Here is a 15,995-nt window from a genome sequence, read left to right as displayed (position 1 = left end):
TATCCCTCGCTTCTAAATAAAATCCATTGGCTGATAATCAATGGAAATAAACAGGCCTTTAGCCTGTTCTTTCTGAGTGGTCATTAATAATTCATGGCATCTCTCGATGAGACGGTCCTCTTTTTTGTATTTAATCAAAGTCTGAAAATGATAACGGTTATGAGTGCGGGCAATTGATTTAGGCGTTGGACCTAGGATAATTGCCTGTTCACTTAATGCAGGTTTCAGAAATTCGATAAATTCATTTATTTTCTTCGCTGCCGTCATTTCGTTTGTATGACTGACTGACAGTTTAATCAAGAAAAAGTAAGGACTGTATTCGCTCAAATGTCTGAGCTGCATTTCTTTTTTGTAAAAACGGTCATAATCATGTTTCTTAGCCAGTTGGATGGCGTAGTGATCAGGATTGAAGGACTGAACAATAACTTCTCCTGGCTTCTCACCTCTACCCGATCGTCCACTCACCTGAGTCAACAGCTGGAAGGTTTTTTCTGAAGCTCTGAAATCCGGCAAGCCTAAAGAGGTATCGGCATTAATGACCCCTACTAGCGTTACATTCGGGAAATCAAGTCCCTTGGCAATCATCTGAGTCCCGAGCAAAATATCCGCTTTTTTCTCTTCAAATTTTTTGAATAACTTCTGATGAGCCCCTTTTTTTCTTGTGGTATCAACATCCATACGAATAATACGGGCATCTGGAATGAGCTCTTTAAGCTCTTCTTCCACTTTCTGCGTCCCCGTACCGTAATAGCGGATGGAGCGGCTCTGACACTTAGGACACGTACGTGGGATTTGCTCTTCGTGCCCGCAGTAATGGCACTTCATGGTCTTGGAGTCCATATGCAGTGTTTGAGATATATCGCAGTTTGGGCATTCCAGTACATAACCGCAGTCTCGGCATAATACAAAGGATGAATAGCCTCGGCGATTCAACAGCAATACAGATTGCCCCTGTTTACGAAGATGATCTTCCAATTTCTCTTTCAAGACAGTTGAAAAGGAAGAGGCGTTTCCTTCTTTAGCCTCTTCAGTCATATCCACCACTTCTACCGGAGGCATACTGGCTTTGTTAGCCCGACTGTTCAACTCTAGAAGGGTATATACCCCCTTTGTCGCTCTTGCTCTTGACTCAAGAGACGGGGTGGCGCTGCCTAAAATAACCGGACAATTATGATACTGTCCGCGCATAATTGCGATATCTCTCGCATGGTATTTTGGAAACTCTTCCTGCTTGTAAGTTGTCTCATGCTCTTCATCAATGATAATCAGACCAATTGACTTAAGCGGTGCGAAAATACTGGACCGTGCACCCACTACGACTTTTGCTTCTTCCTGCTCGATTTTACGCCATTCATCATATTTTTCGCCGTCAGACAAGCCACTGTGCAGGACTGCCACCTGACTGCCGAACCGCCCTTTAAAGCGCTCAACCATCTGAGGGGTCAAGGCAATTTCAGGAACAAGCATCAAAGCTCCTTCGTCTTTTTCAATAACTTCCGCAATGGTCTGCAGATAGACTTCTGTCTTACCGCTGCCTGTTACCCCCTTCAGGAGAAAGACCTGGTGTCTGTCTTCCTGAACTGCCCGGTTTATTTCCTGAAAAGCAACAGTCTGATCAGCAGTCAAACTTAAGTGGCTAGTTTCATCAAATGTTATGTCCTTAAACGGGTCGCGCATGACTTCTTTTTCGAAAATTTGCAGCCAGCCTTTTTCTTCCCCGGCATTGATTTGAGCCAAACTCAGACCTTCTGCTTTCAAATCAGCGACTGACTTGCCTGTCTCCTTGTCAATCGACTGGAGAAGACTGAGCAGCAGTTTCTGCTTATGTGCATTGGCCGGTAAAGATTCTTTTTCTTCTTCCAGCTGTTCAAAATTTCTTAGTGGACTGACCATTCTCATTTTTTTGACCGTCGTCCGGTCTTTTACTTCATATGAGATTTCAACTTTTTCTTCCTTTTCCAATTGAAGAATCGTTTCAAGTCCATCTTTCTGTTCTGCTTCTTCCCATGTCAAGACGTTTTTTCCATTGAACAGGTCAAAGAGGACAGCTTCGTCCACTTCATCAATAATCTGTATACTTTTTGTGTACCGGGCTTTCATGACTGCCGGCAGCATAGTCTGATAGCACTTGATTCGGAAGCTGAACGTCAAATAAGCCATTTCCCGGCCGAGTTCAATCAGTTCTTCATTCAAGACAGGTGTGCTGTCCATTAAGGATTCTATCTGCTTTAAATCACCGGAGTAGTCTGCTCCATTCTTCAGGGCAACGACGAATCCTTGTACTTTGCGTGATCCGCGTCCAAAAGGCACAATAACTCGCATACCGACTTTAAGATACTGCCCATATTTTTCCGGCACATAGTAAGAATAAGGCTGATTAGTCTGCAGCGTAGGTACATCCACTATAACATCTGCAAATAGAGGCATTGGCTTTCTCCTCTCAATTAAAATACTCTATAATCCAGTTTATGATTTCACTGGCGATCTTGCTTTTTTCCTGCAAGGCAATGACTTTCGGCTCGTCGATGTGTGACACTAGCGTCACTTCATTGGAATCGACATTAAAGCCGCGGTCTTTTTGCCCCACATCATTCGCTACAATCAAATCAGCCTGTTTGGCTGACAGTTTTTCTTTTGCATAGTCTAAGATATTATCAGTTTCTGCTGCAAAACCAACTAGACACTGGCCACTGACTTTTCTCCTGCCCATTTCCTGTAAGATATCAGGATTTTTCTTCAAGTTCAGTGTCAGCGCATCCTGTTTCTTCATTTTCTTCTGCTCGACATTTTCCGGAGAATAGTCAGAAACAGCAGCTGCCATAATCAGAACATCCGCTTCTTTAAAAGCAGACGATACTTCCTCATACATCTCCATTGCTGATTCAACAGCTTGCTTCTCGATGTAAGCTGGTGTTTCCAGCTGACTGGTAGTGACAAGTTTAACGTTCGCTCCTTGCCTCCAAGCGGCCTCTGCCAGGGCATGACCCATTTTTCCCGATGAATCATTAGATATGAATCGCACAGGATCAATACGTTCCTTCGTACCGCCAGCAGTAATCAACACCGTTTTTCCTTTTAATGGAAGGGCGTCACTGTGTTCTCTAATAACCTGCATCAGCTCTTCGAGAATTCGGTTTTTTTCGGGAAAACGACCTTCCCCCTCGTAGCCTTCTGCCAGAAAACCTTTATCAGGGGTCATGATGTAATGTCCTCTGTTTTTCAATTTCTCTATATTTTCCTGAGTAGCCGCATTTTTATACATATTGGCGTTCATAGCCGGTACGACAAAGACTGGAGCAGTGGTAGCCAGCAGTGCAGATGTGACAAAGTTATCGGCTAAGCCGGCTGAAAGCTTGGCAATCGTATTGGCTGAAGCCGGAGCCACCAAGGCCAGATCAGCCCAGTCAGCAAGATTAATATGATTCACCACTTTAGGGTCATTTTCCTCAAATGTATTTAGGTAGACGAAGTGTCTGGATAACACCTGAAAGGTTAAAGGCGAAACGAATTCACACGCAGACGGAGTCATGGCTACACGTACTTCCGCTCCCTTTTTTATCAGTTCACGCATCATGTCAACTACTTTGTAAACCGCTATGCCACCAGTTACATACAAGGCAATTTTCTTTCCTTTTAACATAAGCCACCTCTTCAGTCATTTTACTTATTTTACCAATAATTCCCAGTAATGTCTTTACCCTCTTAAGGCCTTTTAACAACTAGAAAAAACCTCTGTACCTGAACAGTCAAAGCAATTTCACTTTAACTGTTCTCGTGAACAGAGGCTGTCTTTTTATTTGGATAAACTGTCAGGATTAATAACTAAGTCGCCTGATTTAATTTCTTCAAGGGCTTTTCCGACATTTTTCTTGCTTTGATAACTGTCGAGCATTTGTGCCGATGGTGTGTCGTGAAGAACTTTAGCACGTTTGGCTGCTAAAATAACAAGTGAATATTTTGAATCAATTTTTTTTAATAAATCGTCCTGTGAAGGGTATAAAAGCATTATTCCATCTCCTCTATTAGTTCTGCATATTCTTTAAGGTTACGAGTAACTTTCAGATGCTCGCTCTCAATTATATTTCTGATTTTACGCGCAGCGTTTTCAACAGTATCATTCTCAACAACATAGTCATAATATTGTATCAATTTCAATTCTTCTGCTGCTTTATGCATACGCTTTTCTATCATTTCATCACTGTCTGTACCCCGGTTGACTATACGGGACTTCAGTTCGTCCAAGTCAGGTGGCGACAGGAATATGAAGATTCCTTCCGGCATTTTTTCTCTGACTTTCAGAGCGCCTTGGACTTCTATTTCAAGAAAAACGTCTCTGCCCTCGTCAAGTGTCTGATTGACGTAGTCTAAAGGTGTTCCATAATAGTTCCCTACATATTCAGCATACTCCAGCAGGCCGTCTTCTTCGATTAGCTTTTCAAATGCTTCTTTTGACCTGAAAAAATAGTCGACTCCTTCAACTTCACCTTCACGCATCTTACGCGTAGTCATTGAAATGGAATAATCAAATTCATTGGAATAATTCTCAAAAATAGCTTTTCTGACTGTCCCTTTTCCAACACCTGAAGGTCCAGATAAGACTATCAATAATCCTCTATCGTTCATCTGTACTTCCTTCCCAACACAATCTGTCCTTGAAAACTTATCCTCAATTCTACCATATTTAAACTTAAAAGAGAAATCTATTTTTTAAGAATTAGCTCACTTTTCTTCTGAGGTAACGAATATATATGGCCAAGGCAAAGGGATACGGTCTGGTACGGATGAAAAAGCGGTAAAGCGGATGATTCCAGTTTATTTCATCTTTTTCTATTTGAGACGATAATTCAATAACCAGTCGCCGATTGGATATAAACGGTAAGGTTTCTAAAAATTCTTCTGTCCATTCTGTTCCACTTAAAACATAAACAGGCTTGAGTTCTTCAATCGGATCAGCAAAGTCCTCACTTTTAATTTTATCTACTCTCTCCAATAGTTCCTGCTGAAAATCATCTATGGAATAAAGCTTATCCGGCCTCATATTGAAGAGTTTCCCGGACAATTCAGTCAAGGCTACTAGCAGATTCTTTTCCGAAATTGTTTTTTCCCAGCGGCTCGATAATTCTTTTAGAAGAAGGAGCTGATGCCGTTCTTCTTCAATGTAATGAGCGACTTTTTCAGAACGCTTGCCTTCCAACAGTTCATTTAGAGCTGTATAGAACCACTTGTTCTCCTGTTCGATTTCTTCACGAGTGAATGTGTACCATAAGCCAGTATACTGCTCCGGCCTGGCCAGTTTTACCGTTTCCAAATATCCCAGCTCTATATTAATCTCTGTTCTGTTTTTGTCGAATAGAAGCATGTCTCCAAGCGGCCATTTGGTTCGTATCCATAGTGCATCAGTATCTTCTAGGCGGTAGTCATATTTAATCAGACCCGGACCTTTAACATCGACAATAATAATCTGGTCTGGTTTCTTGTCCAGTGCCATATTGACAGGGATGTTGTTGATATAGCCTCCATCCACATAAGGGGTACCATCTATTGTTTTCATCTGAATCGCAGGAAACATCGCCGAACTGGCAATAAGATAGTCATTCAGTCTACCGTAAGGAATATCTTCCAGAAAATAATATTCAATCTTTCTCGTTTTGAAATTGGTGGTGGACAAACCAAACGTTATCGGACTTTTCCGTATTTCCAGTTCATCATTTAAGTAGTGGTGAATTAATTCCTCCAGAGGCCTGGAGCTGACTCCCTTGTTTCGGATAATTTTTATTAAGAACCCTGTCATCGTCCGCCGGTAGTCTTTAAAACTTTCGATAGTCAAAGGCACTTGGATGTCAAAAATATTATCTGTTTCAATTCTTTTCCACATCTGTTCTGCCTCTTCCAGATTGCCCAAAATATAAAGGGCACCATTGAGAGCACCGACAGAGGTCCCCGTTACTACGTCAGGATAATAGCCCAGTTCATCTAAAGCCCGCCATACGCCGATTTCAAAAGATCCTCTGGCCCCGCCTCCACCAAATACCAGTGCCCGTCTTTTGCTTGATGCGTCAAAGAACCGATCAGTCATACCTTAACCACCCTTCTCATACTAATAGTATAACTAATTACGGCAGCGCTATAAAGCAGCATGAATAACAAAATAGAAGGGCAAGCGATTAAGCTCGTCCCTTCTACCTTGAATTATATGATTAATGTCCCATATCCTTGACTTTCATCAGACGCGTTATGGCTGAACGTTCACTTTCATCCAGCTTCATCTGAATAAAGTAGATGGTTTCTTCCAATTGCGGAATGGTCATGTATTCAAGCGCGTTAACTCTTCGTCTGGTCTTTTCAATCTCATTGGCCATCAACTGACATGTTTTCTCAATTTCTGCCAGTTCAAGCATAGCCGGCATGACATCAACCAGATAGTCAAACGTCAAGTCCAGTTCGCCATTCGAGTTTAAATACCCATAGCTAATCTCACTTGAGTCACCCTGCCCGCCTTCGTAATGAAAGTTCATCTGTGGCACACGAACACTCATGATGTTCTTGCGGTCAATATTTAAAGATACACTACGGCTGGGTACAGCCATCAGTTCTTCAATATAATTTTCATGAAGTAATGATTTGGCCATCGCAAAGGACTGCATGGCTTTTTCAAGTTTTTCTTCTACTTGAATTCTCAACTCATTATTTTTTCTAATCAATAGAATAAACTGACGCATTAACTCATCCTGTTTATCTTTAAGCAGTTTATGCCCTCGGGTTGCCAAGCTTTGTCTTTTCTTAAGCTTGGCCAGCTCCATACGAGTGGGGTTGACATCTAATTTAGCCATTTACCTCACTCTCCTTTTGGCAAGTATTTGTCCAGCATGTCATCTTTAATACGTTTCAGTTCTGCACGCGGCAGTACTTTAAGCAGGTCCCATCCTAGATCCAGTGTTTCCTGAATTGAACGGTTCGTGTAATTCCCCTGATTGACGTATTCTTTTTCAAATTTATTGGTAAAGGCCACATAGCTTCTATCCGTATCGGACAAGGCAGCTTCACCTAAAACGGCAGACAGTTCTTTCGCTTCTTTACCTTGAGCATAAGCGGAGAAAATCTGGTTCATCGTAGGGGCGTGATCGCCTCGTGTTTTCCCTTCACCGGTTCCTTTATCTTTCAAACGTGACAAGGATGGCAATACATCAATTGGAGGCTGGTACCCTTGGTTATACAGTTCTCTTGATAGGATAATCTGGCCCTCTGTAATGTAACCAGTCAAATCAGGAATTGGATGTGTAATGTCATCCTCAGGCATTGTCAGAATAGGAATCTGTGTAACTGACCCCTGTGTTCCTTCAAGACGTCCTGCACGCTCATATAAGGTTGCCAGGTTAGTATACAAGTATCCGGGATACCCACGGCGTCCAGGAACTTCACGTCGGGCAGCTGAGATTTCACGAAGCGCCTCGGCATAGTTCGTCATGTCTGTCATAATAACTAAAACATGCATATCTTTTTCGAAAGCCAGATACTCAGCAGCAGTCAGAGCCATTCTCGGTGTGGCAATACGCTCAATCGCCGGGTCATCCGCCAAGTTAATGAATACAACCGAGCGGTCAATCGCTCCGGTTTCCTTGAAGTCATTCATGAAGAATTCCGCTTCTTCGAATGTAATCCCGATAGCAGCGAACACAACGGCAAATTTCTCATCTGCATTTGTAACACTTGCCTGTCGGGCAATCTGTGCAGCCAATTCTTTATGAGGCAATCCAGAACCAGAAAATACGGGCAACTTCTGTCCTCGTACTAATGTATTCAAGTGGTCGATTGTGGAAATACCGGTCTGAATGAATTCATCCGGATAATCACGGGCAATCGGGTTGATAGCCATCCCGTTGATATCCAGACTTTTTTCCGGAATCAGGTTAGGCCCACCATCATTTACGCGTCCCATTCCATCGAATGTTCGGCCAATCATATCTTCAGATACATCCAGCGAGAGAGGTTTTCCTAAAAAGCGAACTTTCGTGTCCTGCAGGTTGATTCCAGTAGAGCCCTCAAATAACTGAACGACAGCTTTGTCGCCATTAATTTCAAGAACCTGTCCTCGTCTGCGCTCACCGGTCTGCAATTCAATATCAACCAGTTCATCAAACTTAACCCCTTCAACACCCTGAACGGTCATCAGCGGACCGACAACTTCGGTTACTGTTTTATATTCCTTAAGCATCTGATTCTACACCACCTTTCTCAAGTACTGTTTGAATGTCATCTTTTGTTTTCGTTCTGATTTCCTGAATCTTAGTCAACTCATCTTCGCTGATATACTTCATGCGTCCGATACGCTCTCTGACATCTTCTGTTCCCTTGATAATTTCATCATAGTAAGAACCAAGATCCATCGCACGAATGCTCTGTTCTTCGAAGTATAAAATCGTCTGCATCATTTCATACTGCTTGTTTCGAGAGGTGTAGGTATCCACATCATCAAAAGCATTCTGCTGGAGGTAATCTTCTCTCAGCATACGTGCAACGACCAGCTTCAAGCGGTCCTTTTCAGATAGTGATTCTACCCCAACCAGACGAACAATTTCCTGCAGTTCCGATTCATCCTGCAGCAGGGCTTTTGCATGCGTAACCATACCATCCCAGTCCACGTCCAGCTTTTTACCGACAAATTTATTCATGTCGTTACTGTACAGTGAATAAGAGTTCAACCAGTTAATAGATGGGAAGTGACGACGCTGAGCCAGCGAGCTATCCAGTCCCCAGAATACTTTGGCTACACGTAAAGTGTTTTGAGTAACGGGCTCTGATGTATCTCCTCCTGGAGGGGATACTGCTCCGATAGCTGTAATGCTTCCTAGACGCTCGGTTGAACCGAGTGTAACAACTTTACCGGCACGTTCATAGTATTCAGCTAATCGAGAACCTAAATAAGCTGGATACCCTTCATCTCCCGGCATTTCTTCCAGACGGCCGGACATCTCACGAAGTGCTTCCGCCCAACGGGATGTAGAATCCGCCATAATCGCCACTGAATAACCCATATCTCTAAAGTACTCGGCAATAGTAATACCTGTGTAGATAGAGGCTTCACGGGCAGCAACCGGCATATTGGATGTATTCGCAATCAGCACAGTACGGGCCATGATCGACTCGCCTGTATTCGGATCAATCAATTCTGGGAATTCGTTGATAACGTCGGTCATTTCGTTTCCGCGTTCACCGCAGCCGACATAGACAACCAGGTCCACATCTGCCCACTTAGCAATCTGGTGCTGAACAACCGTTTTACCTGCTCCGAAAGGACCGGGAACAGCTGCCGCTCCACCTTTTGCAACTGGGAACAGTGTATCGATAACACGCTGACCAGTAATCAGTGGTTCTTCAGGATTTAATTTCGTCTTAATCGGACGGCCTCGACGTACCGGCCATTTCTGCATCATGGTCAGTTCTTCGTCACCAGTTTCTGTTTCCAGAACATACAATGGTTCATCGATAGTAAACGTTCCACTTGAAATGGACTTGATCTTTCCTTCCATTCCAAAAGGCACCATGATACGGTGTTCGATAACATTGGTTTCCTGAACCGTTCCAATAATATCACCCGCACTAACATCTGTACCGGCTTCAACTAGAGCTGTAAAGTCCCATTTTTTATCGCGATTCAGCGGCTTGATTGTCATTCCTCGTTCAAGGAAGTTACTCGCTGTTTTTTCCATAAATTCATCAAGAGGACGTTGAATACCATCAAACATCTGTGAAATCATTCCCGGCGCCAGTTCAACAGACAGCGCTTCTCCGGTAGTTTCTACTTCTTCTCCAGGTCCGACCATTGATGTTTCTTCGTAAACCTGAATTGATGCTACGTCATCTCTCATCTCAATAATTTCACCGATTAGACCTAAACGTCCGACACGGCAGATATCTTGTATGTTCGCTGATTCCATCCCACTTGCAGTTACCAGTGGTCCGGAAACACTCACAATTGTTCCTTTACTCAAATTCGTACCCTCCTATAAAATATTTTGACCCACAGCTTTCTCGACATTTTCCTGCACGCGCTGTTTACCTATGCCGCGTGACCCTGCATGGTTAGGGATCAAAATGATGGCAGGTTTCATTTTTGCGTCGTAGCGTTTAATCGTTTCTGGAATCATTTCTGCCAGCTGTTCTGTCAGATAAATCACTCCATAATTTTTGTCAGCTAAATTGTCAATAATCCGACGCGTCTCTTTAGCTTCAGAGGCAAAGAACACTGAAAATCCAATCATTTTGAAAGCAAGAACAGAGTCTTTGTCGCCTACAACTCCTATTTTACTTGGCATAATTCAGTCGCATCCTTTCTCTTATAGCTTCCTGAGAAACACCGTTCTCTTTTCCAGACAAGATAAGGCGCAGGTTCTTTACTTCAATCTCCTTGGCATAAATATATGCCAGGACCGGCATTGGGCCAAAAGATTTCAGATGAGCATCGCGCATCTTTTCCATATAGGCATTGTCCGTTACAAAGTCAACTTTGACTGTTGAAAATTCTCCTGACTCTTTATCAAATGCTTGTTCCATCAGTTTTCGGAAATCGGTAGATCTAAAATAGTTTACTGCATACTGGTGTCCGTTCTCTGCTATTTCCAGCAAATCACTTTTTGGAATAGAACCAGAACTTGAAAGCACTGTATAGAGGAAGTTTCTTGTTTTCCCCTGCTTCATGCCTCGTATCAGTGTAGAGAAGTTATTGTAATCAATAAACGTTTCAATCAGTTCAGGAACGTCCTCTTCCCCTGTCTGATCAGCCAGCAGTCTCAGGTGTGTGAAGTAACGTCTGTCCAGGATAATATCCACTGCCTGAACATTCTGGTACTGGTTATAGTCTTCAAGCACTTCATTAATGGATTCCATGTATTCTTCCGACAGTTCTTCAGACTCGCCTGTCCGTACCGCCTGACGCAATTCAGAGATAGGGTAGCGTCCAATGGGTATCAAGAGATGATCCAGTTCCTGATCTGTAAATTCTTCTTTGAACAATACCTTTAAGTTATGATAGGCATACCTCAGACCCGTTAATTCAATCAGCTCTTTATTCGGAACAATTTTGAACAACTCTTCAAACGTCTGATTTAATTCATGCATAAACATTGAGTCGTAATCTTTATCTTCTCTGATTCTGTCGACATCGTTACGGTAAGGTGTTTCCCTAAGAACATTTACTGCCTCATCGAACGTTGCAGCAGATAGCATTCTTTCAAATTGAGCTCGAGTGAGGAGATCATTCTCATAAATACGTATGAGAACATTACTTGATCCATATAAGGTATCTTTCATTATCATTCTCCTCCCTAAAATAATTCTTTTGAAATTTCCGGTAATATATCCATTCTTGCATCTTCCACTAAATTACTGAACAAGAAGTTATAATCAATACCATCTTTTTCAATAATGAAGCCTGACTGATTGGCAACTGTTTCTTCAGACATACGAACAGTCAGTTTTTTGTCAGATAGAGCGTTTACCCAACTTCTATCAAAAGCTGCTGCAGATTTGGTACCCAATTTCATGGTAACTGCACTGCCCTCGTCAAACTGGTTCAAGGCACCCAGTGTGAAAGTCTTAAAGTCCGCTTCATTCAAAGTATCAAGCTTTCTGTTCGCTTCTTCAAAAACGGCATTAAGAATCTCCTGCTTTGCAGCAAGCACTTCATTTCTTCTTTTAATTTCAAGTGTATTTTTCTTAATGGTGTAACGCTGGTCCGCTTTATTTTTTATTTCTTCTTTCAAGCGACCACGCTTCTGTACCTCTTCAGCTTCGACAGCCTGCAGCTCATCTTCAGCTTGTATTTTTGCTTCTTCAATCTCTTTTCGCATAGCCGCTTTTTCTTTTTCGACTACCCGTTCAGTTAATAGTTTCAAGTCCGCCATGGTTTCCCTCCTGTTCAGAGTATTAAAATGAAACAAAGGAATTCAACTGATGTAATTAAAGACACACAGTCTATACATTTAAGCTAAATTCCTTTCAGTCATTTATTACATAAAGATAATCATCATCAAGGAAGTAACGAAACCTAAGATAGCGTACGTTTCTACCATCGCTGAGAAAATAATCCCTTTAGTTGTGTGTTCTGGTTTCTGAGCTAAAATCTGCATAGCTGCAACTGATACACGGCCCTGTAGAGTACCTGAAGTTAGACCGGTAAATCCAACCGGCAGACCAACCATTAAATAGTACCAGCCAGTAGAAACATCTAAAGTTGTAGTCAAGTTAATAATGATAAGCAGTCCGATAACGAAACCGTAAAGTCCCTGTGTAGCCGGCAGCATTTGTAGAACCAATGCCAGACCAAATTTTTCCGGTTGTTCTTTAGTTAAAGCGGCAGCCGCTTCCCCTGCTGAACCAACACCTCTTGACGATCCGATTCCTGATAAAATGACAGCCAGTGCCACACCAATTGCTCCGAAAACAAATCCTAAATTATCTCCAAAAAACAGTCCAAAGTTACTCATTATATTATTCCTCCATTAGTTGTATTTTTATAGTTTATAAATTAATTATTGTCTTCCATCCACACATGTTTTTCAAGTGCTTTAAGTGGTGTCAGAGGTTTTCCTCCGCCTTCGTAAAATTTACCGAAGAATTCAACATATTGCAGTCGTGACGTATGCACGTAAGCACTCAGGAATGTCAACGCGATATTCAGAGTGTGCAAGGCAACGATGATCAGTATGCCGACTGTAAAACGGGCAATAGGAGGCAGGAAACCGATAATCATGTTAAATGCCATGGCAATATTTGCACTCGCTACACCTAAGGCCATCAGACGAGTATAACTGACAATGTCTCCGACGTAACCGGAAATACCGTAAAGGTTATACGCACCCAGTCCTAAGCCTAACGCTTTGTTAGAACTTGAAATAGCTGATACCACTAATATTCCTAATGCATTAAGAGCAACTAAGCCAATACCTATCTGTGACAGCAAAGGCATATCCAGAAGCAGACTTCCGCCTACCCAGAGAATAAAACCTATCAGCATGAGGAACCATGCATACCCATCCGCATAAGATGATGCTCTTTGTCCCTGACGACTCTTAAGCATTCCGTTCAGCACTAAACCGTACAGGAGCTGTATCAGACCAAGTACAACAGATAAGGCCATAATTTCAAGTACGTCATCCTGGAGTGAGAACACCTGAATAGGCAGTTCAACACCGAAGAAACTACCGAAAAATATCCCAAATGCCATTGTAGGGTACGATAATGTATGAAGAAACTTAATGAAGTTTCCAGCGCCACCCTCGATATTAAATGATTTCAGTGCAAAGAGTGTGACTCCAAACAGTAACAGTCCATATCCCAGATCAGCACTCATCATACCGAAGAATATCATGAAGAACGGCATCATCAGTGGTGTTGGATCTGCTCCATTGTATTTAGGGAAGCTGAACATTTCCGTAATCATCTCAAACGGCTTGATTAGTTTGTTGTTTTTAAGAACAACCGGTACTTCTTCGTATTCTTTCATCAAAATATCATCAGTTAAAATTGCTACAGCATCTTCGCCAACTGACTGATGAATATTAGCCTTCAAATTAGAGACTTTTTCTTCTTCTACCCAACCGGTAAGGAGAAACAGATGCGCACTGTCAATCAGCAAGTCATGTGCCGTTTCACGCGCTGACAAGTTATAATAATACTCTTCTGCCAGTTCCAAATCACGGTACTCTGTCTTCCATTGCGTTAAATCCTTAATTACCGACTGTTTTTCTTCCTTCAGCTCTTTCTGTGCATTCAGATTCTTGTACAGGGCATCTTCTGGAAGAACATCAAAAGGATAATCCAATTCTCTGAAGCTGAACTGACCGGTCAGCCGACTGAAATTGTCCTTTTCCTCTTTTGGAAGAATAATAAGGAAAGCAACCTCATCACTTCGGCGGTAGATTTCATCAAAATAGATCTTACCGTTTTCTTTAAATTTATCCACCAAAGGCTCAGCGTGCTCTTTATCAACAGAACCAATTGACACATGCATCAGTTTAAATGATTCTGTTTCTTCAGGATGAAAACTCAGGCCGCGCCATTTTCTTAAGAAAGACTCTTCCTGGCTTAACTCTTTCAACTGTTCATCCATTTTATTCAACTGTTTTTCTTTAGCCGAAACTTTTTCAAGAAGCGCTTCAATTCCTGCTCCTTCGACATGTGTTTCCAGAGCTTCCAGAGTAAAGACTTCTCTTTTAGCTTTAAGTTTCTCAAACAATCCAGGTCGTTCCACATAGTTTTTCAGGAAAGTGAGTGAGTACTCTATATCCTGAAGTGTGGCTTGCCTATCGGACTGTGATGTCTCTGTTTCTGACAAATCAAACTCTTCATATAATTCCTCTTCAAGTTTGCCTTTCAAAGGAATAATTTCCAGACTCTGCATTTCCTGTACACTTTTTAAAATGCTCTCTTTATTCTGATGTTCCGATAATAAAGTAAGCTTTTTCATTTTAGCTATGGCCATATCGACGCAATACCTCCTCTGCTACTCGATTGGCTAGAACTTCTTTCTTTGATTCAAAGAATTCATTAAACCGTTGAACCTCAGATTCAACCTGCTTCTCGAATGTTTTTTCGTCTTCTGAAAGCATTTGGTCCACCTCTTGATCCTGCTCTTTCTGATAAGAGGAAAGCTGCTGATCTGTCTGTTCTTTAATCTTTTCAATCTGAGCATCTTTGTTTTCCTTTATTTCTTTTATTTCTCTATTGGTATTTGCCCGTAACTCATCTACCCGTGCTTCAGCTTCTTTAACATAATTGATAGCTTCACGATTCATTTTTCTCCCCCTTTCAACAAAAAAGGCGCAGCTAACAAGCTTTCTTCTCGCCCTAGAAGAAATCAACCTTGAAAGCTTACGCCCAACCGTATTTCTATAATTGATATACTAACAAGATTTATAATAGCACACTCTTAAAATTAGTGTCAACTTGAATATCTCTGCAGAATAGCTCGTCTATCAGAAGACAGCCGTTGACATTACTCTCTTTTATCACTGTAACTGAATACTGCCAAGGATCCGAATCCGGTATGCGCCGCTACAGTCGGACCATAGCTTGATACGATAATTTCAGGTGCTTCAATTCTCTCCTGGAGCTGTTCCTTGATATATTCTGCTTCTTCCGGCACACCAACGTGTCCGATAAAGACTGGGTGCTTAGCTTCTTCTTTAATATTCTTGACTGTCTGGTCAATCAGGTAATTAATGGATTTCTTGCGCCCCCGTACTTTTGCTACTGGAACGAGTTTGCCTTCAGGGTTCATGACAATGATGGGCTTGACATTGAGTAATGACCCGACTGTAGCTGCTGTAGCGGATATCCGCCCTCCCCGTTGAAGGTGCTTGATATCATCCACTGTGACCCAGGAGTGATAGTTTAGTTTGTTGTCTTCAACCCACTGAATCAATTCGTCTTTCGTATAGCCTTGTTCTTTTCGTACAGCTGCCTCATAAATAAGCAGCCCTTCTCCTAGACTAGCCGCTTTTGTGTCGATAATAGTTAAATCGACATGATCGTACTCGTCTTCCAGTATGCTTTTTGCCTGCAGCGCATTATTAAACGACCCTGTCAGAGCTGATGAAAAAGCCAGATAGACTGCCGGTATGCCTTGATCAACATATTGCTTGAACTTTTCAATATAGGCGTGAACATTGACCTGGGAAGTGGTCGCTGATTCTCCGTTTTTTAAACGCTGGAAAAAAGACGTTTTATTGAAGGTCTTTCCCATATCATCAACAAGATCTTCTCCGCTTATATTAATAGTAAAGTTTATAATATCTAAATTATACTTTTCTACTAGTTCTAATGGTAAATCACTACAAGAATCTGTAATTAACTGATAGTCCATGTATCTCCCACTCCTTTTCATGATTACTCTCTTATTATACTTATTACATACTGAAATAGAAATACAATCGATAAGTTTTTTAAAACTATTTGACGAATGAATGTTCGTTCGGTATAATAAAGGTAACATATGT

The 15,995-nt window shown here is 41.8% G+C and carries 15 protein-coding genes and 1 other annotated feature; all 15 genes read right to left on the bottom strand.

Going from position 1 to position 15,995, the window contains the following annotated elements:
* Positions 1-12: 12 nt before the first annotated feature.
* Positions 13-2,427 (bottom strand): primosomal protein N', encoded by a 2,415-nt coding sequence (gene priA, locus ACYVLS_RS00185; protein WP_460319877.1) that lies wholly within the window; start codon positions 2,425-2,427, stop codon positions 13-15.
* Positions 2,428-2,440: 13 nt separating this feature from the next.
* Positions 2,441-3,640 carry a bifunctional phosphopantothenoylcysteine decarboxylase/phosphopantothenate--cysteine ligase CoaBC gene (gene coaBC / locus ACYVLS_RS00180; protein WP_460319875.1) on the bottom strand — a complete coding sequence of 400 codons (1,200 nt, stop codon included), beginning with the start codon at positions 3,638-3,640 and terminating at the stop codon, positions 2,441-2,443.
* A 153-nt stretch (positions 3,641-3,793) separates the two neighbouring features.
* Complete coding sequence (gene rpoZ / locus ACYVLS_RS00175; RefSeq protein WP_460319872.1) at positions 3,794-4,006, bottom strand: DNA-directed RNA polymerase subunit omega; 213 nt, start codon at positions 4,004-4,006, stop codon at positions 3,794-3,796.
* Complete coding sequence (gmk, locus tag ACYVLS_RS00170; RefSeq protein WP_460319870.1) at positions 4,006-4,623, bottom strand: guanylate kinase; 618 nt, start codon at positions 4,621-4,623, stop codon at positions 4,006-4,008. Before gmk ends, rpoZ begins: the two co-directional genes overlap by 1 nt.
* Before the next feature lie 91 nt (positions 4,624-4,714).
* Positions 4,715-6,076 carry a patatin-like phospholipase family protein gene (locus ACYVLS_RS00165; protein ID WP_460319868.1) on the bottom strand — a complete coding sequence of 454 codons (1,362 nt, stop codon included), beginning with the start codon at positions 6,074-6,076 and terminating at the stop codon, positions 4,715-4,717.
* A 121-nt stretch (positions 6,077-6,197) separates the two neighbouring features.
* Positions 6,198-6,830, bottom strand: coding sequence for a V-type ATP synthase subunit D (locus ACYVLS_RS00160; RefSeq protein WP_460319866.1), 633 nt, complete (start codon positions 6,828-6,830; stop codon positions 6,198-6,200).
* Positions 6,831-6,835: 5 nt separating this feature from the next.
* Positions 6,836-8,212, bottom strand: a complete 1,377-nt coding sequence (locus ACYVLS_RS00155; protein ID WP_460319864.1) for a V-type ATP synthase subunit B — start codon at positions 8,210-8,212, stop codon at positions 6,836-6,838.
* Positions 8,205-9,989, bottom strand: a complete 1,785-nt coding sequence (locus tag ACYVLS_RS00150; protein ID WP_460319862.1) for a V-type ATP synthase subunit A — start codon at positions 9,987-9,989, stop codon at positions 8,205-8,207. Before ACYVLS_RS00150 ends, ACYVLS_RS00155 begins: the two co-directional genes overlap by 8 nt.
* A gap of 12 nt (positions 9,990-10,001) precedes the next feature.
* On the bottom strand, positions 10,002-10,313 hold the full coding sequence (locus ACYVLS_RS00145; RefSeq protein WP_460319860.1) for a V-type ATP synthase subunit F: 312 nt from the start codon (positions 10,311-10,313) through the stop codon (positions 10,002-10,004).
* Positions 10,303-11,307: a V-type ATPase subunit gene (locus ACYVLS_RS00140; protein ID WP_460319858.1), complete on the bottom strand. Its 1,005-nt coding sequence runs from the start codon at positions 11,305-11,307 to the stop codon at positions 10,303-10,305. Before ACYVLS_RS00140 ends, ACYVLS_RS00145 begins: the two co-directional genes overlap by 11 nt.
* A 14-nt stretch (positions 11,308-11,321) precedes the next feature.
* The gene (locus ACYVLS_RS00135) at positions 11,322-11,900 is read right to left on the bottom strand and encodes a V-type ATP synthase subunit E family protein (RefSeq protein WP_460319855.1); all 579 of its coding nucleotides are present in this window, start codon (positions 11,898-11,900) and stop codon (positions 11,322-11,324) included.
* Between the two features lie 105 nt (positions 11,901-12,005).
* A complete protein-coding gene (locus ACYVLS_RS00130) occupies positions 12,006-12,482 on the bottom strand; it encodes a V-type ATP synthase subunit K (protein ID WP_460319853.1) in 477 nt (158 codons plus the stop codon).
* Positions 12,483-12,523: 41 nt separating this feature from the next.
* Positions 12,524-14,479 carry a V-type ATP synthase subunit I gene (locus ACYVLS_RS00125; RefSeq protein WP_460319851.1) on the bottom strand — a complete coding sequence of 652 codons (1,956 nt, stop codon included), beginning with the start codon at positions 14,477-14,479 and terminating at the stop codon, positions 12,524-12,526.
* Entirely contained in the window at positions 14,466-14,792 is a 327-nt protein-coding gene (locus ACYVLS_RS00120; RefSeq protein ID WP_460319849.1) for a hypothetical protein, read from the bottom strand. Before ACYVLS_RS00120 ends, ACYVLS_RS00125 begins: the two co-directional genes overlap by 14 nt.
* A gap of 41 nt (positions 14,793-14,833) precedes the next feature.
* Positions 14,834-14,880, bottom strand: a sequence feature (sodium ion sensor (DUF1646 type); this cis-regulatory element may regulate processes involved in with the transportation of sodium ions).
* Positions 14,881-14,992: 112 nt separating this feature from the next.
* The gene (locus ACYVLS_RS00115; protein ID WP_460319847.1) at positions 14,993-15,862 is read right to left on the bottom strand and encodes a DegV family protein; all 870 of its coding nucleotides are present in this window, start codon (positions 15,860-15,862) and stop codon (positions 14,993-14,995) included.
* Positions 15,863-15,995 lie beyond the last annotated feature (133 nt).

The organism is Alkalibacterium psychrotolerans (assembly GCF_054784355.1).
The sequence above is the reverse complement of the archived record's forward strand: the minus strand, read 5'-3'. Positions and strand labels throughout refer to the sequence as shown.